Source organism: Natronincola ferrireducens, assembly GCF_900100845.1.
In the GTDB taxonomy this organism is placed as follows: Bacteria; Bacillota; Clostridia; order Peptostreptococcales; family Natronincolaceae; genus Natronincola_B; species Natronincola_B ferrireducens.
In genome coordinates, this window is record NZ_FNFP01000005.1 from 85,006 (window position 1) to 108,264 (window position 23,259).

The 23,259-nt window shown below is 37.0% G+C and carries 17 protein-coding genes and 1 other annotated feature; all 17 genes read left to right on the forward strand.

Annotation, left to right across the window (positions count from 1 at the left end):
• Positions 1-90 precede the first annotated feature (90 nt).
• The 17 genes from rarD (at position 91) to BLS22_RS11155 (ending at position 23,250) form a co-directional block, all read left to right on the forward strand.
• Positions 91-1,017 carry an EamA family transporter RarD gene (gene rarD / locus BLS22_RS11070; protein ID WP_090553823.1) on the forward strand — a complete coding sequence of 309 codons (927 nt, stop codon included), beginning with the start codon at positions 91-93 and terminating at the stop codon, positions 1,015-1,017.
• A gap of 197 nt (positions 1,018-1,214) precedes the next feature.
• Positions 1,215-2,456 (forward strand): BaiN/RdsA family NAD(P)/FAD-dependent oxidoreductase, encoded by a 1,242-nt coding sequence (locus tag BLS22_RS11075; RefSeq protein ID WP_090553824.1) that lies wholly within the window; start codon positions 1,215-1,217, stop codon positions 2,454-2,456.
• Between the two features lie 22 nt (positions 2,457-2,478).
• A complete protein-coding gene (locus tag BLS22_RS11080) occupies positions 2,479-4,077 on the forward strand; it encodes an NAD(P)/FAD-dependent oxidoreductase (protein WP_090553825.1) in 1,599 nt (532 codons plus the stop codon).
• A 458-nt stretch (positions 4,078-4,535) separates the two neighbouring features.
• Positions 4,536-5,690, forward strand: a complete 1,155-nt coding sequence (locus BLS22_RS11085) for a DUF3798 domain-containing protein (RefSeq protein WP_090553826.1) — start codon at positions 4,536-4,538, stop codon at positions 5,688-5,690.
• A 109-nt stretch (positions 5,691-5,799) separates the two neighbouring features.
• Positions 5,800-7,395 carry a sugar ABC transporter ATP-binding protein gene (locus BLS22_RS11090; RefSeq protein WP_330386516.1) on the forward strand — a complete coding sequence of 532 codons (1,596 nt, stop codon included), beginning with the start codon at positions 5,800-5,802 and terminating at the stop codon, positions 7,393-7,395.
• A 1-nt stretch (position 7,396) separates the two neighbouring features.
• A complete protein-coding gene (locus BLS22_RS11095) occupies positions 7,397-8,440 on the forward strand; it encodes an ABC transporter permease subunit (RefSeq protein ID WP_090553828.1) in 1,044 nt (347 codons plus the stop codon).
• The gene (locus BLS22_RS11100; RefSeq protein ID WP_090553829.1) at positions 8,440-9,531 is read left to right on the forward strand and encodes an ABC transporter permease; all 1,092 of its coding nucleotides are present in this window, start codon (positions 8,440-8,442) and stop codon (positions 9,529-9,531) included. The genes BLS22_RS11095 and BLS22_RS11100 overlap by 1 nt, the downstream gene beginning before the upstream one ends.
• 187 nt (positions 9,532-9,718) lie before the next feature.
• Positions 9,719-9,925: a binding site (T-box leader), on the forward strand.
• Positions 9,926-10,009: 84 nt separating this feature from the next.
• Positions 10,010-11,152 (forward strand): pyridoxal-phosphate-dependent aminotransferase family protein, encoded by a 1,143-nt coding sequence (locus BLS22_RS11105; protein ID WP_090553830.1) that lies wholly within the window; start codon positions 10,010-10,012, stop codon positions 11,150-11,152.
• 28 nt (positions 11,153-11,180) lie between these two features.
• Positions 11,181-12,761 (forward strand): phosphoglycerate dehydrogenase, encoded by a 1,581-nt coding sequence (gene serA / locus BLS22_RS11110; RefSeq protein WP_090553831.1) that lies wholly within the window; start codon positions 11,181-11,183, stop codon positions 12,759-12,761.
• A 19-nt stretch (positions 12,762-12,780) separates the two neighbouring features.
• Positions 12,781-13,860, forward strand: a complete 1,080-nt coding sequence (locus tag BLS22_RS11115) for a tartrate dehydrogenase (RefSeq protein ID WP_090553832.1) — start codon at positions 12,781-12,783, stop codon at positions 13,858-13,860.
• A gap of 42 nt (positions 13,861-13,902) precedes the next feature.
• The gene (locus BLS22_RS11120; protein WP_090553833.1) at positions 13,903-14,715 is read left to right on the forward strand and encodes a sugar phosphate isomerase/epimerase family protein; all 813 of its coding nucleotides are present in this window, start codon (positions 13,903-13,905) and stop codon (positions 14,713-14,715) included.
• Between the two features lie 320 nt (positions 14,716-15,035).
• Positions 15,036-16,334 (forward strand): dihydroorotase, encoded by a 1,299-nt coding sequence (locus tag BLS22_RS11130; RefSeq protein ID WP_090553835.1) that lies wholly within the window; start codon positions 15,036-15,038, stop codon positions 16,332-16,334.
• Between the two features lie 13 nt (positions 16,335-16,347).
• Positions 16,348-17,271: an orotidine-5'-phosphate decarboxylase gene (gene pyrF, locus BLS22_RS11135; RefSeq protein WP_090553836.1), complete on the forward strand. Its 924-nt coding sequence runs from the start codon at positions 16,348-16,350 to the stop codon at positions 17,269-17,271.
• Positions 17,272-17,299: 28 nt separating this feature from the next.
• Positions 17,300-18,379, forward strand: a complete 1,080-nt coding sequence (locus BLS22_RS11140) for a carbamoyl phosphate synthase small subunit (protein WP_090553837.1) — start codon at positions 17,300-17,302, stop codon at positions 18,377-18,379.
• Positions 18,366-21,575, forward strand: a complete 3,210-nt coding sequence (gene carB / locus BLS22_RS11145; RefSeq protein WP_090553838.1) for a carbamoyl-phosphate synthase large subunit — start codon at positions 18,366-18,368, stop codon at positions 21,573-21,575. The genes BLS22_RS11140 and carB overlap by 14 nt, the downstream gene beginning before the upstream one ends.
• A complete protein-coding gene (locus tag BLS22_RS11150) occupies positions 21,575-22,339 on the forward strand; it encodes a dihydroorotate dehydrogenase electron transfer subunit (protein ID WP_090553839.1) in 765 nt (254 codons plus the stop codon). The genes carB and BLS22_RS11150 overlap by 1 nt, the downstream gene beginning before the upstream one ends.
• Positions 22,336-23,250 carry a dihydroorotate dehydrogenase gene (locus BLS22_RS11155; protein ID WP_090553840.1) on the forward strand — a complete coding sequence of 305 codons (915 nt, stop codon included), beginning with the start codon at positions 22,336-22,338 and terminating at the stop codon, positions 23,248-23,250. Before BLS22_RS11150 ends, BLS22_RS11155 begins: the two co-directional genes overlap by 4 nt.
• Positions 23,251-23,259 lie beyond the last annotated feature (9 nt).

Consider the following 23,259-nt stretch of genomic DNA (forward strand, 5'->3'; position numbering starts at 1 on the left):
TAGCAGTATAATGATATTAACATATAGTTAATTTATTTAAATTATCTTATGACTGTTGACATAAAGATAGATAGGGAGATGAAGAAAACAATGGATAAAATTGAAACGTCTGATAAAGGTAGGTTTGTGGGAGTGTTTTTGGTGGTTACTGCCTTTCTACTTTGGGGATTTTTACCTCTTTATTGGAAACTATTACAAGAAGTACCTGCTGATGAAATATTGGCCCATCGAATTGTTTGGTCTTTTATGTTATTAACTGTTATATTAGCTTACAAAAAACGTTTTAGTAAGATAAAGGAGGTATTTTCCAATAAGAAAACCCTCTTATTAGTAACGCTTTGTTCTATAACAATTTCTATGAACTGGTTTCTTTACATATGGGCTGTTAATTCTAACTTTGTGGTGGAGGTTAGTATGGGCTATTATATTAACCCATTGGTGGTAATTACGCTAGCTATGGTAGTACTGAAGGAAAAACTTGATTTTCAAAAAATTCTAGCTATTATTTTGGCTGCCCTAGGGGTGATAATTCTAACCATTCAATATGGAAAGGTTCCTTGGATTGCTTTGATTTTAGGTGTAACATTTGCTTTTTATGGACTGCTTAAAAAGCTTGTGGAGGTAGATTCTATTACTGGTTTATTTTTGGAAACCCTACTAGTTATGCCAATTGCTTTATTTTATATCATTTTTAAAGAAATAAATGGTACTGGCTCTTTAACAAAGGTACCTATGAGTACTTTAATAATTCTATCCTTAGCAGGAATAGCAACAGCAGTGCCCTTAATGATGTTTGGAGAAGCAGCAAAGCGGGTGCCCCTCTCCATGGTGGGCTTTGCTCAATATATTTCACCTACCATAAGCCTATTTCTTGGAATTTTTGTATTCAAAGAGGAATTTACTTTAATTCACTTTTTTAGCTTTGGATTTATATGGTGTGGATTGATTATCTATTCCCTATCTCAAGTAAGGATGCTTAAGAAAATTCCTAGAAAGGAAGTTCAAAGCCTAGAATAGATAGTACATTAGAAAATAAGCAAGAAGTATTTTGTTAGAGAATAATTAAAAAGGAAACTGAAGGGAAACATACGAAGAAGAGGAAGGTTTATTTTTTACTAACATTAACTTTTCTCTTTTTTCTTTTTTGTTGTGGAGCTATTAAACATTTTATAAAATGGTAGAATAATATTATCAATTAAAAAGGAGCTAAAGAAATGACCAAAGAAGTAAAAGTATTGATCATAGGTGGAGGAGCATCAGGACTTATTGCTGCTATTGCTGCTGCAAGAAATGGAGCGAAGGTTACTATTTTAGAAAAAATGGATCGGGTAGGGAAGAAATTATTAGCTACTGGTAATGGAAGATGTAACTTAACAAATATCAACATGGATCTACGTTTTTTTCATGGAAAAAATGTAAAGTTTGCTCAAGGCATATTAAGAGCCTTTGACGTAGAACAAACCTTGACTTTATTTGAGTATTTAGGGATAGCCTATAAAGTAGAAGAGGGGGGCAAGGTATTTCCTATGTCAGACCAGGCATCAAGCGTATTAGATGTCTTAAGGTATCAGCTTGAGGAACTTAAAATAGAGGAATGCTGTAATGCAGAAGTTGTTAGAATAATAAGGGATAAGGAGGGCTTTAGGATTGTATTAAAGGATGGGAAAAGCGTGGGGGGTGACAAGGTCATCATTGCTACTGGAGGAAAAGCTGGACCCCAGTTTGGTTCTGATGGAGAGGGATATAAATTACTAGAAGAACTAGGTCATAGTGTCATAGAACCTATTCCAGCTCTAGTACAATTAAAACTAAAGGCATCCTTCCTGAAGGCATTAAAGGGAGTAAAGTTTATAGGAGAAGCCTCTATTATGATGGAAGAGAAGGCTTTGCGTACAGAAGCAGGAGAAATCCTTTTTACAGATTACGGCATTTCTGGGCCACCAATTTTGCAGTTAAGTCGTAGGGCTTCAACTGCCTTAACCAATGAAAAGACAAAAATCCATATAAGGTTAAATATGTTTCCTCATTTAACTGAAAAAGAATTAATGGAGTTGTTAGAGATTCGTTTAGGTTATCAGCCCCAAAAACCTCTGGACTTCAGTTTTATAGGATTGTTAAATAAACGTCTAATTCCTGTGGTGTTAAAGGAGGCAGGGGTGAAGGAGTTGCAAAAAAAGTGTGGAGAAGTTTCTCAAAAGGAATTAAAGAATATCATAAAAATTTTAAGACAGTGGGAAATAGAGGTTGTTGGAACCCAATCCTGGAAAAATGCACAAACTACAGCAGGGGGAGTGAATGTAGAGGATATCAATGGGAAAACCTTGGAATCTAAATTGATTCCAGGTCTATACCTGGCAGGAGAAGTTATTGATATCGATGGGGATTGTGGAGGATTTAATCTTCAATGGGCATGGTCCTCAGGTTATATAGCTGGGGAATATGCTGGGTTGTCATAGGAAATAAGGAAGGAGTATTAACATGATTCGAGTACCAGATATAAAATTACCTATAGATCATCAACAGGAGGAGATAAAAAAAGCTATTATAAAAAAATTAAGAATAAGAGAAGAGGATTTAACAGCCTATACCATATATAAACAGTCGGTGGATGCCAGAAAGAAAGATAAAGTAGACTTTGTGTATACAATAGATGTAGAAGTAAATCAAGAAAATAAAATTTTAAAAAAGATAAAGGATAAAAAAATTACCCTAACCCCTGATATGAAATACACACCAGTGAAAAAAGGAGGAATAAAGCTGCAGAATCCTCCTATTATCATTGGCACCGGCCCAGCTGGGCTGTTTGCAGGTCTGATTTTAGCTCAAGCAGGCTACTGTCCTATTTTGCTGGAAAGGGGAAAGGATGTAGACAATAGAACAATGGATATACAGGATTTTTGGACAAAGGGTAGATTAAATACTGAATCTAATGTCCAGTTTGGTGAGGGTGGAGCTGGAACATTTTCTGATGGCAAGCTCACAACACAGATTAAGGATATTCGATGCCGTAAGGTTTTAGAAGAACTGACGAAGGCAGGAGCACCACCAGAGATTATGTATAGTAGCAAGCCCCACATTGGAACCGATATTTTAAGGGATGTTGTAAAAAAAATAAGAGAAGAAATTATAGCTTTTGGGGGGAAGGTTTTATTTGAAAAGAAGGCTACAGATTTACTATTGCATGAAGGTGAAATAAAGGGTGTTGTTGTAAATAATAGGGAGACCATCGAGGGAGAGGTGGTTTTGTTAGCAATTGGGCACAGTGCTAGGGATACCTTTGAAGTTCTTTACAACCAAGGTGTGGAAATCCATCAAAAGCCTTTTTCTATAGGGGTAAGAATTGAGCACCCCCAGAGCCTAATTGATGTTGCTCAATATGGCTCCTTTGCCAATCATCCAAAGCTTGGGGCAGCTGATTACAAAATGGCCCATCACTGTAGTAACCAACGTTCAGCCTATACTTTTTGCATGTGTCCTGGAGGACAGGTGGTGGCGGCAGCATCAGAGGAGGGTGGTGTAGTTACCAATGGTATGAGTGAGTATGCTAGGGATAAGACTAATGCAAATAGTGCTCTTTTGGTAGGGGTAAATCCTGAAGATTTTGAAAGCACCCACCCTTTAGCTGGAATGTATTTTCAAAGAAAGTGGGAGCAAAAAGCTTTTGAAATAGCTGGTGGAAACTATTTGGCTCCTGCACAACTAGTCAAGGACTTCCTAAACAATCGAGTTTCTCAAGAGTTTGGCAAGGTTCAACCCTCCTATACACCTGGGGTGGTATTGACGGATTTAACAAAATGTCTCCCTGATTTTGTGGTGGAAGCTATGAAGGAGGCTATTGTAGCCCTAGATCATAAATTAAAGGGATTTAACTTAGGGGATGCTATCATGACAGGAGTGGAGAGTAGAAGCTCCTCCCCAATTCGCATTAAGCGGGATAAAACCTTTGAAAGCAATATTAAAGGTTTATATCCATGTGGTGAAGGAGCTGGTTATGCTGGAGGTATTATTTCAGCAGCAGTAGATGGAATAAAAGTAGCAGAAGGCGTGATAGGCAATTTCAATTATTTTAAATGCTGAAAAAAATGTAAGTTTTCAAAATATTTAAGTTGATTTTTTTCCCATGATAAGGTAAACTATATACAATAAACTAGTGTTAAATCGAACATAATGTATGATTTGACACTAGTTTACAAATCAGGAGCTTATCTGTAATCACATAGCATTTTGTAAGAGTTGGTTTAAAGTTTTATTATAGTTCATTTAATTATTGATAAAAATTTTTCTAATTATAAAATCTGACAATAAGCGGGATATTACAATGGCGAACTATATATTTGCCGTTTTTTGCTTTATTAAAGAGTTGGATAATTAGAATATAGCATGGATTTTTATTTATTAATTTAAATACCATAAAATTTTAAATACTTAAACTGCATAACTCTGTACAATTATGTAGAAAGGGGTGAGGGTAAGCGAGATTTAATATTTAATTGGAAAAGAATTTATCAAAGTAAGAAAATAAGGGGGAGAATTTTATGTTTAAAAAATTATTAGCTTTATTATTAATTACTGCTTTAGTATTTAGTTTAGCAGCGTGTGGAGGAAACGAACCTGCTAGCACTCCAGCAGATGGAGAAGAACCAGCAGCTGCTGAAGAAGGATTAGGTTTTAAAATTGGTTTAGCAACTTCAACTGTATCTCAAAATGAGGAAGAGTTTAGAGCAGGTGAAGAAATGGTGGCTAGATATGGTGCTGATGTAATCACACACGTTACATATCCTGACAGATTTATGCAAGAACAAGAAACTACTATTTCTCAAATCGTTTCTTTAGCTGCAGACCCAGAAGTGAAGGCAATTATTGTTGTTCAAGCAGTACCAGGAACAGCAGCAGCTTTCCAAACAATCAAAGAAACTAGAGATGATATTGTATTAATTGCTGGAAATGCCCATGAAGATCCAGACCTAATTGCATCCCGTGCTGATGTAGTTTTAGACGTTGATCAATTAACTCGTGGAGTAACTATTGTACAAGATGCTCAAAAAATGGGAGCAGATACCTTTGTACACTATTCCTTCCCAAGACATATGTCCTATGATCTTTTATCTCAACGTAGAGATATTATGAAGAAAACTGCTGAAGAGTTAGGTTTAAAATTTGTTGAAGTAGATGCTCCAGACCCAATGGGTGATGCAGGTATCCCTGGAACACAACAATTTATTTTAGAAGATATTCCGAGACAAGTAGCAGCATTGGGAAAAGATACGAACTTCTTTGGAACTAACTGTGCTATGATGGAACCAATGATTCGTAAAGTATTAGAAGAAGGCGCTATCTATACTGAGCAATGCTGTCCATCTCCATACCATGCGTATCCTGGGGCTCTAGGAATTGAAATTCCTGCTGACAAGGCTGGAAACGTAGACTTTATGCTAGAACAAATCAAAGAAAAAGTTGCAGAAGCTGATGGTACTGGAAGAATGGCTAGCTGGAGAGCACCTGCAAGTATGGCTATGGTTAGAGCTGGGGTAGAATATGGTGTTGCTTTTGCAAAAGGAGAAATTGATAAATTTGATGAAGGTAAGATGGGAGAAATGTTAGCACAAGAAACTGGTGGAGATGTTCAACTTCAATCATTAGACGGTCTACCAAACTTCTTGATGTTTGTTGCTGGCTTAGAAATATTCTAATAAATATTGTCTATATAAAAGGCAAAATAATAGGATGAACTTTATTGAGGTTGCCAATTGGCAACCTCAATATTTACGACATCCACCGTCAAAGGAGGGAAACACTTTGGTGACAGATTATTTGTTGCAGATAAAAAATGTAAGTAAGGAATACTCTGGAAATAGAGTACTAAAAAACATTAATATTAACATCAAGCCTGGGGAAATCCATGGTTTAGTAGGAGAAAATGGTGCGGGAAAGTCAACATTAATGAATATTTTGTTCGGGATGCCAGTAATTCATAGTACTGGTGGATATGAGGGAGATATTATTATTGATGGAAAAGTTGTTAATCCTGCAACGCCTAAGGAATCCATGGAACTAGGAATCGGTATGGTACATCAGGAATTTATGTTGATTCCTGGATTTAGTATTACAGAAAATATTAAACTCAATAGAGAAGTTACAAAAGATAACCTTTTTAGTCGAATTTTAGGACCTAAGATGAAGACTTTGGATTTTAAACAAATGGGAAAAGATAGCCGAAAGGCTTTAGATACTCTAGGGATGTCTATAGACGAGTGGCTACCTGTGGAGGGATTACCGGTAGGATACATGCAGTTTGTAGAAATAGCCAGGGAAATCGACAAACAAAACTTAAAGCTACTAGTTTTTGATGAACCCACTGCAGTATTGGCAGAATCAGAGGCAGATAAGTTTCTAGAGGTAGTAAAGAAACTATCTGGTTTAGGAATTGCAATTTTATTTATTTCCCATAGGTTAGATGAAATTATTGAAATAACTGACAATATTACTGTATTGAGGGATGGAGAAGTGGTTAGCAGCCTAGCAACAAAGGATGCTGATGTCCATAAAATTGCTGAATTAATGGTGGGTAGAAAAATTGAAAACACCAATATTGTCAAAACCTTTAAAGAGGAAGCAGAAAATGAAGACTATATTTTAGAGTTAAAGGATCTTTATGTGGATATGCCTGGTGAAATGATAAAGGGCTTAAACCTTAGAGTGCGTAGAGGAGAGATTTTAGGGATTGGTGGTTTAGGGGGACAAGGAAAAATTGGTGTTGCCAATGGTATTATGGGCCTATACCCTACAAGAGGAGAAATCATAAAGGATGGTAAACCACTTCCTTTGAATAACCCTAAGAAGGCACTAGATTTGGGTGTTGCCTTTGTAACGGAGGATAGAAGAGGAGTAGGGTTATTGCTGGATGATTCTATAGAACATAATATTGCTATTTCAGCACTTCAAATAAAAGAAAAGTTTATCAATAAAAGAGCTGGCATTCGTATGATGGATGAAAAAGGGGCTAGGGAGCATGCTTTAAATATGATTAAAGAGCTGGACATCCGTTGTACAGGTCCAAAACAGCTGACCCGCAGGCTAAGTGGTGGAAATCAGCAGAAGGTATGTATTGCCAGGTCATTGACCCTAGATCCCGATATTATATTGGTATCGGAGCCTACTAGGGGAATTGATATTGGAGCTAAGAAAATTGTTCTTGATTTGTTAGAAAGATTGAGTAAAGAATTGGGTATGACAGTAATCATAACCTCCAGTGAATTGGCAGAGCTTCGTTCAGTTTCCGATAGAATCGCTATTGTATTTGAAGGAAAACTAGAGGGAATTTTAGCTCCCGATGCCAGTGATGTTGATTTTGGGTTAATGATGGCTGGAGAATATGGCAAAGAGGAGGTATCATAGCATGGAGGGTTTTAAAAAAATTGTAGATAAGGTAGGATATCCTAGATTTATTATTGGAGGATTTCTATTCATCCTATGTGTTATAGCCGCTATGCTAGCGATACCAATTCCTGGACTTATAGGAGATATTCTTACCCGTGTTGGTATGAATGGTATACTGGTATTGGCTATGGTACCTGCTATTCAAGCTGGGGTAGGCTTGAACTTTGCTCTGCCCTTGGGGATTGTATGTGGGTTAATAGGAGCATTGGTTAGTATAGAGTTTAAATTAAGTGGTTTTACAGGTTTTTTTACTGCTTTAATAGTTGCAATTCCTTTAGCCGCCATCGTTGGATACTTTTATGGACAAATGTTAAATCGTATTAAAGGACAGGAAATGACGGTAGGAACCTATGTAGGATTTTCTGCAGTATCTGCAATGTGTATATTTTGGTTATTGGCACCCTTCAGAAGTCCAGAACTAATATGGGCCTATGGTGGTACGGGTTTAAGGGTTACAGTTTCTCTTGAGTCCAGTATTGATAAGATTTTAAATGGGTTTTTAAGTTTTAATGTTGCAGGTATTCAGGTACCTACAGGATTGCTGGGATTCTTTGGAATTTGCTGTTTAGCTGTATGGCTGTTTAGTAAGACCAAAAGCGGGGTTATCATGAATGCTGCTGGGGCAAATGAAAAGTTTGCTACAGCTACAGGAATTAATGTAAATAAACAGAGGATTTTAGGTGTAACACTATCCACAGTTCTAGGAGCTATTGGAATTATTGTTTACAGTCAGTCCTTTGGGTTTTTACAGTTATACAACGCACCTCTATACTCAGCATTACCTGCAGTAGCGGCAGTATTAATTGGTGGTGCCTCCATTAAAAAAGCTACGATTACCCATGTTATCATTGGAACCTTTTTGTTTCAAGCCCTGTTGGTGGTATCACTTCCTGTAATTAATATATTAGCTGATGGAAGTATGTCGGAGGTTATTCGAATTATTATCAGTAATGGTATTATTCTATATGCCTTAACGAGAGAAACAGGAGGTGACCTAGCATAATGGACAACAATGTAAAAATAGAAGAAGTAAAACTCAAAAAACAAAGTTCTTCAGATTTAGTTATGAAATTTATTGTGCCAATTGTATTTATTGCATTATGTGGAGTCGGTTATCAACTTTCTGGACTGCGTTTTACATTTGTGTTAAATGAAGTACTTACGAGATTAGCTAGAAACTCCTTTTTGGTTATATCTCTTATCATTCCAGTTATCGCTGGGATGGGTTTGAACTTTGGTATTGTATTGGGTGCTATGGCTGGGCAAATCGCACTAATTTTTATTACAGATTATTCAATTCAAGGCCTGAGTGGGTTTTTCCTTGCAGTGCTGTTTTCTACCCCTATAGCTATTGTCTTTGGATATTTAGTAGGACAGGTTTTAAACAGAGCTAAAGGGAAAGAAATGATTACCAGTATGATATTAGGATTTTTTTCCAATGGTCTATACCAATTATTTTTCTTAGTGTTTGCTGGAACAATTATTCCCTTTAGAAAAGAGGGAATGCTATTGTCCACTGGAGTAGGTGTTAGAAACAGTGTTGACCTTGATGGGGTTCGACATGCTCTAGATAATGTTTGGAAAATTAGACCTTATCCTGGCTTAGCAATACCGGTGGGTACATTAATCATTGTTGGGGTATTATGTGTAGCATTAACCTTTTTCCTTAAAACAAAGCTAGGACAGGAAATGCGTACAGTTGGACAAAATATGCATATTGCCCAGGTAGCAGGAATTAATGTTAACAGAACAAGAATTATTGCTATCATTATTTCTACTGTATTGGCGGCATGGGGACAAATTATCTTCCTACAGAACATAGGTACTTTGAACACCTATGGAAGCCATGAACAGGTAGGACTTTTTGCCGTAGCTTCCCTATTAATTGGTGGTGCTTCTGTTACAAAGGCTACCTATGGTCAGGCTCTATTGGGAACCTTCCTTTTCCATATGCTATTTATTTTATCTCCAATGGCAGGACAAAACTTGATGGGGGACAGCCAGATAGGAGAGTTCTTTAGGGTATTTGTAGCCTATGGTGTTATTGGATTAGCTTTATTATTACATGCTTGGCAGAAAAAAGGAAAGAAATAAAATTAATATAAATACAAATTATTTTTCCAAATCCTCTGGTTTTATGCTGGAGGATTTAGAATTTTAAACAGGTTATTAATTTTCATTTTATTCTAAAAAAAAGCTTGACAAAGTATTTTGCCCGTAGTAGGATAGAGATTAATATTATATAAGCATGCATATATATTTGAAAAAAATAAATATTTATTGAAATGCTATGAAGGAGAATAGTAAACAGTCAAAAGGTTATAGAGAGCCAATGGTTGGTGGAAATTGGTGCTGGAAGCTGTTGAATCTACTCTGGAGCAGAAGGGCAAAACCCTTTTCGGTCTAAACCGTTATCTTATTGTGAGGTCATAATTTCGTGACAAATCAAGGTGGCACCACGTGAGTACATACTGCTCCCGTCCTTGGCGTAATAGCCAAGGAGGGGAGTTTTTTATTTATCAAGAATTTTACTGAACTGATTTAATAAAGTTATAGATGGAGGTTGAAGGAAATGAAAAAAGAAAAATTACTAATGACTCCAGGACCAACAATGGTACCCCCAGCTGTATTAATGGCTGGAGGGGAGCCTATGATTCATCATCGTACCCCTGAATATAGCCAACTTTTTAGGGAATTAAATAAAAATTTAAAAACCATATTTCAGACACAAAACCCTGTTCTTACCTTTCCCGCAGCAGGAACTGGTGGGTTAGAAGCAGCAGTAGTTAACTTTTTTTCTCCTGGGGATAGGGTGTTGTGTACTAGCATTGGAGTATTTGGAGATAGAGTTGCTACTATTGCAAAGGCTTTTGGGCTAAATGTAGAAAAGCTTACAGTTCCTTTAGGTGAAGCAGTAGATCCCCGAATAATAGAGGAAAAGCTAAAAGAACAAAACTATAAAGGAGTTTTTGTAACCCATAATGAGACTTCAACTGGAGCCTATAATGATATAGAGGCTATTGGAAAAATAACCAAGAACAAAGACATTTTATTGATAGTAGATGCAGTAAGCTCCCTGGGGGGATTGGATTTAAAAACAGATGAATGGGGAGTAGATGTGGTCATCACCGCTTCACAAAAGGCATTAATGGCACCTCCAGGATTAACTTTTTTAAGTGTTAGTAATAAGGGATGGGAAGCAGCCCAAAATAGTACATCTCCAAAGTTTTACTGGGATGTAATTAAGGCAAGGAAAGCTATGGAAAAGCCCTCCCCACAAAACCCCTACACCCCAGCCGTATCCTTGTTAAGATCAGTAAATAAAGCACTAGAATTAATTATTGAAGAAGGTCTACAGGAAGTTTTCCATCGACACAGTCAATTGGCAAAAGCCACTAGAGCTGCAGTAGAGGCTTTAGGACTAAAGCTTTTTGCAGCACCCCAAGCAAGATCTAATGTGATCACCTCTATCAAAATGCCGGAGGGAATAGATGGTGAAAAAGTAAAAAAACAGATGGCTGAAAAGTATGGTGTTATCACAGCGGGGGGACAAGAGGATTTAAAGGGAAAAATTTTAAGGATTGGGCATATGGGATATGTCCATGAGGGAGATATTATACAAACTATAGCTGCCTTAGAAAAAGCTTTAATTGATGTGGGGTATCCTATAGAAAAGGCCGTAGGTATAAAGGCAGCATTGGAAGTATTCAATTAATTTAAATTTAGAAAAGGGGGAAATAAAGATGAAAATATTAGTTACAGAGAAAATTGCTGATCAAGGTATAGAGGTTTTAAAGAAATCTGGGATGGAAGTGGATGTAAAGCTGGATATTGAAAGAGGGGAATTACTAGAAATCATCAAAAACTATGATGCTATTGTGGTTCGAAGTGTAACAAAGATAGATGAAGAATTTTATCAACACGCTGTGAATTTAAAGGTAGTTGGAAGAGCAGGAAATGGTGTAGATAATATTGAGATGGAGGGGGCAACCGAAAGAGGCATTATTGTAGTAAATACACCTGAAGCCAACATCGTTTCAGCAGCAGAGCATACAATTGGACTTTTAATTGCATCATGCCGAAATATACCTCAAGCCAACAATCATATAAAAAACAGACAATGGGACAGAAGTGGATTTAAGGGTGTAGAATTACAGGGAAAAACGGCAGGTATTGTGGGATTAGGAAGAATAGGCTCTCTAGTAGCCACTAGGCTACAGGGCTTTGGCATGAAGGTAATAGCCTATGATCCCTACATTACAGATGAACGGTTTAAAAAGTTTGGCGTAGAAAAAAAGGAAAACCTTCAAGATTTAGTAAAGGAATCGGATTTTATATCTGTTCATACCCCAAAAACAGAAGAAACCTTTGGTATGATCGGTGATGAGGAGTTTAAAATAGCTAAAAAAGGTGTTCGTGTAGTGAACTGTGCTAGAGGTGGCATTATTGATGAAGATGCATTGGTAAAGGCAATGAAGGAAAATATTGTAGCTAGTGCTGGTATTGATGTATTGGTAGATGAGCCCAATACCACCTCACCCCTCTTAGATCTTAACAATGTCATCATTACCCCCCATCTTGGTGCAGATACAGTGGAGGCTCAAAATAACGTTGGAGTTACCATAGCCCATGAAGTGTTAAGTGCCTTAAAAGGAGAAATGGTTCCTAACGCAGTAAATCTACCAACCCTACACCATCAAGAGTTAGAAGCCATAAAGGCGTATCTACAACTAGGTGAAATTCTAGGAAAACTATATCATCAATTGGAAAAAGAAGCCATCGAAAAGATAGAAATAGTCTATAGGGGAACGGTAGCAGAAATGGAGACTTCAGCAGTGACTCTGGCTATACTAAAGGGGGTTTTTGAACCTATATTAAAGGAACGTGTAAACTATGTAAACGCTAGATTAACTGCAAAAAATAGAGGAATAAAGGTAATAGAAAGTAAGGAAACAGTAAACGGCGATTATATGAATTTAATTCGATTAAATATTACTGCTAACAATAAGGTTTTTACAGTAGCCGGCACAGTATTTGCTAAAAAGGATTTGAGAATTGTAGATGTAAATGGCTTTGAGTTCGATGTAAATCCTACACCCTATATGTTGATAGCTAATAACATTGATAAACCTGGAATGATAGGTCAAATAGGAACTTTATTAGGAGCCAGCAAGATCAATATAGCCACCATGCAGGTAGGTAGAAATGTTAAAGGACATGAAGCTATGATGGTTTTAACTGTTGACTCTGAGGTGACAAAGGAAACACTAAAACTTATCAGTAATGTAGAAGGTATCTTAAAAATTAAATTTGCAAAACTGTAGAAGGGTGGGGAAAAGGGATATGAAAAAATATAAAATAGCTGTTATTCCAGGAGATGGCATAGGAAATGAGGTTACAGCGGAAGGGGTAAAGGTATTAGATACCTTTGCTGCCCTTAAAGGAGACATACACTTTGATTATGAATATTTTCCTTGGGGCTGTGAGTATTATCTAAAAACTGGAAACATGATGGACCCCAACGGATTAAAGATTTTAAAGGATTTTGATGCTATCTTATTAGGTGCTGTAGGATATCCTTCTGTACCTGATCACATTTCTCTTCATGGACTGCTTTTAAAAATACGACAGGGTTTTAATCAATCGGTTAACTTAAGACCTATAAAGCTGCTGCCTGGAGCACCTTGTCCTCTTAAAGATAAAAGACCAGAGGATATTGATTTTATTGTGGTAAGAGAAAATGTAGAAGGTGAATATGCAGGGGTAGGAGGAGTTAGATTTGCTGATAGGCCAGAGGAAATAGCCCTACAAACAGCAGTATTTACCAGAAAAAACACAGAAAAAATTATGGAATATGCTTTTCAATTAGCTAGAAAACGAAATAAGTATAAGAAGGTTACCAATGTTACAAAATCCAATGCACTAAATTACAGTATGGTGTTTTGGGATAAAATTTTTACAGAGCAGGCAGAAAATTATAGAGATATTATAACAGAAACCCACCATGTTGATGCAGTTACCATGTATTTTTTACAAAAGCCAGAAACCTATGACGTATTGGTGGCATCCAATCTCTTCGGAGATATTATTACTGATTTAGGAGCAGCTTTACAGGGTGGATTAGGCTTTGCTGCCAGTGGCAACTTGAACTTAGAGAAGGAATACCCCTCTATGTTTGAGCCAGTCCATGGTTCAGCCCCTGATTTAGCCGGTAAACAGGTTGCTAATCCTATCGCCATGATTTGGACAGTAAAAATGCTATTAGATCATTTATTAGAAGATTGTGACACAGAAAGGATTACTGAGGCTATTACAGAAATTTTACTGGAAGGTAAAACACTGACACCAGATTTAAAGGGAACAGCAAAAACCCATGAAGTTGGGGATGCAGTATGTGAGAGACTAAAAAGGCTTTTAGGTTAAGGATAAAAAGTGTTTAACCTATGGTAGTGGGAGTGATAACATATGGACTATATAAATATTTTAAATCGTATAGGATATGCAGCAACCCTAGGAGAAGAAAATATATTGACGGCCTTGGATTTTGCTAAGGAGAATGGGTTTCCTTCTGTAGAAATCAATTTAAATGTTCCTGCATTTTTTCCTGAAAACTATAGTAGAGAGCAGCGCAAAGCTATTAGAGCAAGGGTAGAGAAGGAAAAGATAGCTTTAAGCTTCCATGCTCCTGAGGATATTCCCCTTTATCATCTACATGATGGTGTAAGAAAAGAAGGACTTGAACGGCTAAAGGAATGTATAGATTTTGGGGCTGAGATTGGGGGACAAAAGATTACCTTTCATCCTGGAGATTCCGTTTGTTTTACCCAAACCGATAAAAAAATTTATCTTCAAGAAATTTATGGTGGGGAATTTGCAAAATTGTTGAAGGAAAGCTTAATAGAATTAAGGAAGCATGCTATGGGAAAAATCATGCCTTGTATTGAAAATGTAGGGAATTTCAATGGTATGATAAAAAAAGTATTAGAAGAATTATTGCCTCAAGGGGATTTATACCTTACATGGGATATTGGTCACTCCTATGGAAAGCAGGGGGATATAGATTTTTTTATGAGTAATTTAAAATATGTAAGAAACTGCCATATCCATGACCATAATGGTGTTCAGGATCATCAGGTTATAGGAGAAGGAAAAATAAATTTTCAATATTATTTTAATCAGTTAGAGGACATAGATACCTCCTTCATTTTAGAAGTTCGTCCCGTGGAGAAGGCCTTGATATCTAGAGAAAATTTGCAAAGGATACTTCAAAAGTTTTAGAGGAATAGGTAAAAATATATATTTTATAATTGACAATATTATATAACCTATGATAACATACTTTCAAATGTATAATAACATGCAAACCTTTAAAGTGGTCCAGAGAGGCCAGAAAGGATGGATAACTATGACAAGTATATTTAAAAATATATTTGAGGTATTTTTCATATTTAAAAACCTAAGGACAATAATAAGATTATTAATTTTTATAATCTTATTATTGTCCTTTTTGTTTTGCAAAAATTCCTACAGCTTAACAAAAACTGTGGTTAGTGAAAAGTCCTATATCAGTAGAGAAAAAATATAGAGGAGATGAAAAAATGAAGCTGTTAATTAAAAACGGAAGAATTATTGATCCTATATCCAACACCGATGAGGTCAAGGACTTAATGATAGAAGATGACAAAATAGTCGCTGTTAAAAAGAACATAGAAGAGAAGGTCGACAAAATTATCGATGCAAAGAACTGTTGGGTTGTACCGGGATTAATTGATATCCATGTTCATTTAAGGGAACCAGGATTTGAGGATAAAGAAACGATATCCTCTGGCAGTCAAAGTGCAGCCAAGGGAGGATTTACTACTATATGCTGTATGCCAAATACCAATCCAGTAATAGATAATAAGGATGTTGTAAAGTATATTCAAGAAAAAGCAAACAAAGAAGCTTTGGTAAATATTTTGCCTATAGGTGCCATTACAAAGGGCCAAGAAGGCAGAGAACTGGCGGCAATTGAAGAAATGATGGAGGCTGGAATTTGTGGAATTAGTGAAGACGGAAAGGCGGTTATGAAGGCAACCCTTATGGAGGAGGCATTAGAGGTGGCTAGTAAATTAAAATTACCAGTCTTTTCCCACTGTGAGGACCATGATCTTTCTAATGATGGGGTTATGAATGAAGGGGATAGGTGTAGGGAGCTGGGGCTGAAGGGGATAAGTCCAGATGCTGAAGAAATCATTGCTGCACGAGACATATTTTTAGCACAGAAGCTAGATGTTAAACTTCATCTCTGTCACATTAGTACCCAAGGAACAGTAGAGATTCTAAGGCAAAGCAAAAAAAGAGATAAGAGGATAACAGCAGAAGTATGCCCCCATCACTTTACATTAACGGAGGAGGCTGTGACACCCAACAATACCAATACCAAAATGAATCCTCCCTTAAGAACCTATAAAGACATAGAAGCTATCAAAGAAGCTCTAAGGGATGGAACAATAGATATTATAGCAACCGATCATGCTCCCCATCATGAGAGGGAAAAGAACCTTTCCTATGTAGAGGCGCCCTTCGGCATTGTAGGCTTAGAAACAGCGGTGCCACTGGTGATAACAGAGTTGGTGGACAAAGGAATCTTAACACCAATACAAATGATAGAAAAAATGAGTACAAAGCCTGCTGCGTTGCTGGGATTAGATAAAGGAGAATTAAAGATAGGGAAGATAGCTGATGTAACCATCATCAATCCCTATGAAGTCTATGATATAGATATAAATAAGTTTGCATCAAAGGGAAAAAACAGTCCTTTTCATGGGAAGACAGTAAAAGGAAAAGTAAACTATACGATTGTAGCTGGGAAGTTGATTGTAGAAAATGGAGAACTTTTGGTAGATAAACAATAAGGAGGAGGATGGAATGATAGATAGATTGATAGAAAAAATTGAAGCATTACAAAATCCTACAGTGGTAGGATTAGACCCTAGGTTAAATTATGTGCCTAGAGCCATAAGAGAAAAGAACTATGAACTATATGGAAAAACCCCTAAGGCAGCAGCAAAGGCTTTTCTGGAATTCAACAAGGGGATTATTGATGGAATCTATGATTTAGTACCAGCAGTAAAGCCTCAAATAGCCATGTATGAGCAATATGGATCAGAAGGCATACAAGCCTACATTGATACCATTGGCTATGCAAAGGAAAAAGGACTGCTGATTATTGGTGATATTAAAAGAAGTGACATTGCGTCTACTGCCGAAGCCTATGCTGATGGACATATCGGCAGGGTAAAGGTTGAAGAAGAAAGCTATAGTATCTACGGGGAAGATACGATTACCTTAAACCCCTATCTTGGATACGACTCCATTGAACCCTATGTTGGACATTGTAAAACCTATGATAAAGGACTTTTTATTCTTGTTAAAACCTCCAATTCCAATAGTGGAGAAATACAGGATCTAGATGTAGGTGGAGAAAAGCTTTATGAAAGAGTTGGGAAACTGGTTCATCAATGGGGACAATCCTTAGTAGGCAAAAGAGGGTATAGTTCCATAGGGGCAGTGGTGGGGGCAACCCATCCTCATCAAGCAGAAGGCCTCCGTAGCATCATGCCCAAGACTTATTTTTTAGTGCCGGGCTATGGAGCTCAAGGAGCTAAGGCTGAAGATTTAAAGGGATATTTTAATAGGGATGGATTAGGAGCCATTATTAATTCCTCAAGGGGAATCATTGCAGCTTATCAAAGGGAAGCTTATCAATCAAAGTACAAGGAAGAAGAATTTGCCTTGGCAGCAAGAGCTGCGGTATTGGATATGAAAAAGGATTTGCAAAAAATACTTTAACACAATAAGGCCAGAGGAGTGGGACAATATGAAGGCAAAATTAATTTTAGAAAATGGGAATAGTTTTGAGGGAATAGCCTTTGGACACATTCAAGAGACAGTAGGTGAAGTGGTATTTAATACAGGAATGACAGGCTATCAAGAAATATTAACAGATCCCTCTTATTATGGGCAAATGGTGGTGATGACCTATCCCCTAATAGGGAATTATGGGATTAACCTTGATGATATGGAATCAACAGCTCCAAAGGTAAAAGCCCTCATTGTAAGAGAAAGGACTGCTAAAGGGAGCAACTGGAGATGTGAAATGGATATAGAAGGGTATTTAAAAGAGATGAAAGTGATGGGTTTAGCAGAAATAGATACCAGGGCTTTGACTAAGACCTTAAGAAACCACGGAACCATGAAGGGAATCATTGTAGGGGAGGACATATCCCAAGAGGAAATACAGAAAAAAATAAATAATTTTAGTAACGAAGATGCTGTAAAACAGGTGACGACAAAGGAGATTTACAGTGTTGAAGGAGCAGGAAAGCATATTGCCATCATAGATTTTGGGATGAAGAAAAATATTCTCAGGTCTTTTAGTAAAAGAAATTGTAGAATAACTGTATTTCCCTATAATGTAGGGGCTGAAGAGATATTAAGTGTAAATCCCGATGGTATATTTCTATCCAATGGCCCTGGAGATCCTAAAGCCTTAACAGATAACATTGCTACAATTAAGAAGTTGACTGAAAAAAAGCCTATTCTGGGAATTTGTTTAGGTCATCAGCTTTTGGCCCTTAGCTTAGGAGGAAATACAGAAAGATTAAAGTTTGGTCACCATGGCTGTAACCATCCAGTGAAGGATTTAATAAAGAACAAGATTTATATAACCTCTCAAAATCATGATTATGTTGTAGATGGAGGAAGCTTACCAGAAGAGGTAATAGTCACCCATGTTAACTTAAATGATAACACCATAGAAGGGATACAGCATGAATTTTTACCAATATTCAGTGTACAGTTTCATCCTGAAGCCTCGCCTGGACCCCAAGATACTGCCTATATATTTGATAAGTTTATGGAGTTGCTAGACAAGGAGGATTACAATGCCAAGAGATAATACTATAAAAAAAGTACTAGTTATTGGTTCAGGTCCCATTATTATAGGTCAAGCAGCAGAGTTTGATTATGCTGGAACCCAAGCCTGCAGAGCCTTAAAGGAAGAAGGCCTAGAGGTAATATTAATTAACAGTAATCCTGCTACCATTATGACAGATAAAGAAATGGCAGATAAAATTTATATAGAACCATTAACGATAGAGTTTGTTGAAAAAATTATTGCTAAGGAAAGACCCGATAGCATCTTAGCAGGAATGGGCGGACAAACAGGACTTAATCTTGTTGTAGAGCTCTTTGATAAGGGGATATTACAGCGATACAATGTAAAAATTATAGGAACATCTATAGAAGCCATTAGAAGGGGAGAAGATAGGGAGCTATTCAAAAATTTAATGGAAAGTATTCAGCAGCCTATTGTAGAAGGTGAAATTATTACAAACCTTGAAGATGGACTTCAATTTGCCAGTAGAGTTGGTTATCCTGTCATTGTTAGACCTGCCTATACATTAGGGGGTACAGGTGGAGGTATTGCTAACGATGAAATTCAATTAAAGGAGATACTAGGCCAAGGTCTTCAAATGAGTAGAGTGGGACAAGTATTATTGGAAAAAAGTATTAAGGGATGGAAAGAAATTGAATATGAAGTAATTAGAGATAAATATGGTAATTCCATTGCTGTATGTAATATGGAAAACATCGATCCTGTAGGGGTTCATACTGGGGACAGTATTGTAGTGGCTCCGTCTCAAACCCTATCGGATAAAGAATGTCAAATGCTGCGAACTGCTTCAATAAATATTATTGATGCTATTAAAATAGAGGGAGGATGCAATGTACAATTTGCTCTAGATCCTAAGAGCTTCCAGTATGCAGTCATAGAAATAAATCCTAGAGTTAGTAGATCGTCTGCCTTAGCTTCCAAGGCAACGGGATATCCTATCGCAGCAGTAGCTACAAAAATAGCTTTGGGGTATGGACTAGATGAAATAAAAAATGCAGTGACTGAAAAAACCTACGCCTGTTTTGAGCCCACCTTGGATTATGTAGTAGTAAAGATTCCTAAATGGCCCTTTGATAAGTTCCACCAGGCTAATAGAATGCTAGGAACAAAAATGATGGCAACGGGAGAAATAATGGCTATAGGTAATAATTTTGAAGCTGCCCTCCTCAAAGGAATACGTTCTTTAGAAATAGGTCAGTATAATCTAGAGGGCAAAACCTCTCAATCTAGGGATATTGAAGAATTGAAAAGAAAAATCCAAGTGCCTGATGATGAAAGAATATTTGATGTGGCAGAAATCCTTAGAAGAAATTATAGACCAGAAAAAATTTGTGAAATAACAGGAATAGATAGCTTTTTTATAGACAAAATTATGAACATTGTAATAGAGGAAGAAAGGTTGAAAAAAACTTCTTTAGAAGAAATGACGGAAGAAAAATTGAGACCTCTAAAGAAAAAAGGATTTTCTGATAAGGGAATAGCAAATTTAATGGGATGTAGTCCAGAGGATATTTATCGTTTAAGAAAGCAATGGCATATAGTCCCTACCTATAAAATGGTAGATACCTGTAGTGGAGAATTTGAAGCTGTGTCACCTTATTACTACTCCACCTTTGACCAAGTGGACGAAGTAGAGATAAGTAATAGGAAAAAAGTCATGGTAATTGGGTCGGGGCCTATACGGATAGGACAGGGTATTGAGTTTGACTATTGCTCAGTCCACAGCATCTTAACCTTGAAGGAAGCTGGAATTGAGACAATTATTGTAAATAACAATCCTGAAACTGTAAGTACCGACTTCAATATTTCTGACAAATTGTACTTTGAACCTCTGACCGAAGAAGATGTTTTAAATATTGTAGAAAAAGAAAATCCTGATGGTGTTATCCTACAATTTGGTGGACAAACGGCAATTAAGCTGGCAAATTTCTTTAGAAAAATGGCAATACCTATATTAGGAACAAAACCAGAAGAAATAGACGAAGCAGAGGATAGAAAAAAGTTCGATACTTTAATGGAAAAACTCAATATTCCAAGGCCCAAGGGAGAAGCAGTGACAACGGTTGAAGAAGGTATTGAGGAAGCTAAGCTGTTAAGCTATCCAGTTTTAGTAAGACCCTCCTATGTCCTAGGTGGACAAGGAATGGAAATAACCTATAGGGAAAAAGATTTAGAAAAATATTTAAAAGAGGCTTTTCAACGGGATAAGAAAAATCCAGTGTTAATTGATAAGTATCTTATAGGAAAAGAGATAGAAGTAGATGCTATCTGTGATGGAGAAGAAATACTGATTCCTGGGATTATGGAGCATCTAGAAAGGGCTGGTATTCATTCGGGAGATAGTATATCCATTTATCCTAGTCAAAATATATCCCAAGGGACAAAGGATAAAATTCAGCAATACACAAAATCTATAGCAAATGCTCTAAAGGTCAGGGGTATGATTAACATTCAATTTGTAGAATTTCAAGGCCAATTGTATGTTATTGAAGTGAATCCCCGGTCCAGCAGAACAGTTCCTTTTATAAGCAAAGTAACTGGGGTGCCAATGATAGGCTTAGCCACTAGAGTCATGCTGGGAGAGAAATTAAAGAATCTAGGATATGGTACAGGAATTTATCCAGAAGGGGAATTAATTGCAGTAAAGGTACCGGTTTTTTCTACAGAAAAGCTGCCGATGGTGGAAATGAGCTTAGGACCAGAGATGAAATCTACAGGGGAAGTCTTAGGTGTAGGCAAAACCTTTATAGAAGCCCTATATAAAGGATTTATAGCAGCAGGGATAAAAATCCCTAAAAAAGAAGGAAAAATTCTGGTGACATTAAAGGACTATGATAAGGAGGAATTTACTCAGCTGGCAAAGGGTCTTCATAAAAAGGGCTATCGGTTCATAGCTACAGAAGGAACGGCTCAACATTTAAAAAATCATGATATTCCTGCAGAGGCTGTAAAAAAGATTAGCGAAGGGGTTCCAAACATCCTTGATATCATAAGAGATGGGGAGATTAAGTTAGTCATCAATACACCTACTAGAGGACATGATGCAAAAAGAGATGGCTTTATGATACGGAGAGCAGCCATGGAAGCCTCCATTAATGTGTTGACATCCCTAGACACAGTAAGGGCAATGTTAGGGATTATGGAAAGTAATCTTTCTATAGAAGATTTAAATCCTGTAGATTTAGGAGGGATATGATGATGAATATGGTAAAGGCAAAAATCATGAAAAATGAAGAAATCTCTCCCCAGATTTATGAAATGATTTTTTTGTCGAAGGAGATAGGAGAACAAGGATTTCCCGGGAAATTTGTAAATTTATATTGCGAGGATGGTCGACATTTACTGCCAAGACCTATAAGTATTTGTGAAATAGACAAAAATAATCATACAATAAGATTGATTTATGCCATTGTTGGAGAGGGGACAAAACAAATATCTCATCTAAGGGTAGGGGATAAAGTTAAAGTATTGGGACCCTTGGGCAATGGATTTACAGTAGAAAAAGGTAATGGGAAAAACATTGTAATAGGAGGAGGTATTGGGGTACCTCCCCTCCTAGAACTAGTAAAACACTTGAAGGGTAGTACAACTGTATATTTAGGTTTCCGATGCAATCCTATTTTAATAGAGGAATTCAAAAAATATGTTGATTATGTTTACGTAGCTACAGAAGATGGAAGTTATGGACATAAAGGTAATGTGTTGGAACTAATAAAACAGCATAATCCCATAGGGGATAGGGTTTATAGCTGTGGACCAAAGCCTATGTTGAAGGCTATAGGTGAATGGGCTAAGGAACAGGATCTTCCAGCTGAATTATCCTTAGAGGAAAGAATGGCCTGTGGTATAGGGGCTTGTCTTGTGTGCACCTGTAAGACCCAAGGGAAAGAAGATTGGGAATATAAAAGGGTATGTAAAGATGGTCCAGTCTTTTCAAGAGATGAGGTGATTTGGGAATGATGAAGCCTAATATGAAGGTAAATATTGGAGGCGTAGAATTAAAAAATCCTGTTATGCCTGCTTCGGGAACCTTTGGAAGTGGCAGAGAATATGGAGAATTCGTGGATTTAAATAAACTTGGTGCTGTTGTGGTAAAGGGAATATCCTCCACCCCATGGAAGGGAAATCCTACACCAAGGGTAGCAGAAACCTATGGGGGTATGTTAAACAGTGTTGGACTTCAAAATCCTGGGATGGAGGAATTCATTGAAAAGGATATCCCGTTTTTACGAAGCTATGATACAAAAATCATTGTAAATATTTCAGGAAAAACAGTGGAAGAATACTGTGCAGTAGCTGAAAGACTATCTTCAGAGGATATCGATATACTGGAGCTAAACATATCCTGTCCCAATGTAAAGGAGGGAGGGGTAACCTTTGGAACTGATAGGAGAATGGTGGAGCATGTAACAAAGGAGGTAAAAAGATATGCTAAACAACCCCTTATTGTAAAATTAAGCCCTAATGTAACAGACATTGTTGAGATAGCAAAGGCTGCTGTGGCAGGAGGAGCCGATAGCCTATCCCTCATTAACACATTAATAGGAATGGCAATTGATATTCATAAAAGAAAACCTGTATTAGCCAATGGAATAGGAGGGCTATCTGGACCAGCTGTTAAACCAGTGGCAGTAAGAATGGTTTATCAAGTAGCACAGGCGGTGGAGGTTCCCATTATAGGTATGGGGGGAATAACTACAGGAGAGGATGCAATAGAATTTATTTTAGCAGGAGCCACTGCCGTAGCAGTAGGAACTGCTAATTTTATGAATCCAAGGGCAACGTTAGATGTAGTAGAAGAAATAGAGGGTTATTTGCAACAATATAACATAAAAAATATTAAAGAAATTGTTAAAAAGGTATGTATATAATTTAAAATA

Coding starts and splice junctions, on each gene's coding strand:
- rarD (WP_090553823.1), top strand. CDS start 91: ATGGATAAAATTGAAACGTCTGATAAAGGTAGGTTTGTGGGAGTGTTT.
- BLS22_RS11075 (WP_090553824.1), top strand. CDS start 1,215: ATGACCAAAGAAGTAAAAGTATTGATCATAGGTGGAGGAGCATCAGGA.
- BLS22_RS11080 (WP_090553825.1), top strand. CDS start 2,479: ATGATTCGAGTACCAGATATAAAATTACCTATAGATCATCAACAGGAG.
- BLS22_RS11085 (WP_090553826.1), top strand. CDS start 4,536: ATGTTTAAAAAATTATTAGCTTTATTATTAATTACTGCTTTAGTATTT.
- BLS22_RS11095 (WP_090553828.1), top strand. CDS start 7,397: ATGGAGGGTTTTAAAAAAATTGTAGATAAGGTAGGATATCCTAGATTT.
- BLS22_RS11100 (WP_090553829.1), top strand. CDS start 8,440: ATGGACAACAATGTAAAAATAGAAGAAGTAAAACTCAAAAAACAAAGT.
- BLS22_RS11105 (WP_090553830.1), top strand. CDS start 10,010: ATGAAAAAAGAAAAATTACTAATGACTCCAGGACCAACAATGGTACCC.
- serA (WP_090553831.1), top strand. CDS start 11,181: ATGAAAATATTAGTTACAGAGAAAATTGCTGATCAAGGTATAGAGGTT.
- BLS22_RS11115 (WP_090553832.1), top strand. CDS start 12,781: ATGAAAAAATATAAAATAGCTGTTATTCCAGGAGATGGCATAGGAAAT.
- BLS22_RS11120 (WP_090553833.1), top strand. CDS start 13,903: ATGGACTATATAAATATTTTAAATCGTATAGGATATGCAGCAACCCTA.
- BLS22_RS11130 (WP_090553835.1), top strand. CDS start 15,036: ATGAAGCTGTTAATTAAAAACGGAAGAATTATTGATCCTATATCCAAC.
- pyrF (WP_090553836.1), top strand. CDS start 16,348: ATGATAGATAGATTGATAGAAAAAATTGAAGCATTACAAAATCCTACA.
- BLS22_RS11140 (WP_090553837.1), top strand. CDS start 17,300: ATGAAGGCAAAATTAATTTTAGAAAATGGGAATAGTTTTGAGGGAATA.
- carB (WP_090553838.1), top strand. CDS start 18,366: ATGCCAAGAGATAATACTATAAAAAAAGTACTAGTTATTGGTTCAGGT.
- BLS22_RS11150 (WP_090553839.1), top strand. CDS start 21,575: ATGATGAATATGGTAAAGGCAAAAATCATGAAAAATGAAGAAATCTCT.
- BLS22_RS11155 (WP_090553840.1), top strand. CDS start 22,336: ATGATGAAGCCTAATATGAAGGTAAATATTGGAGGCGTAGAATTAAAA.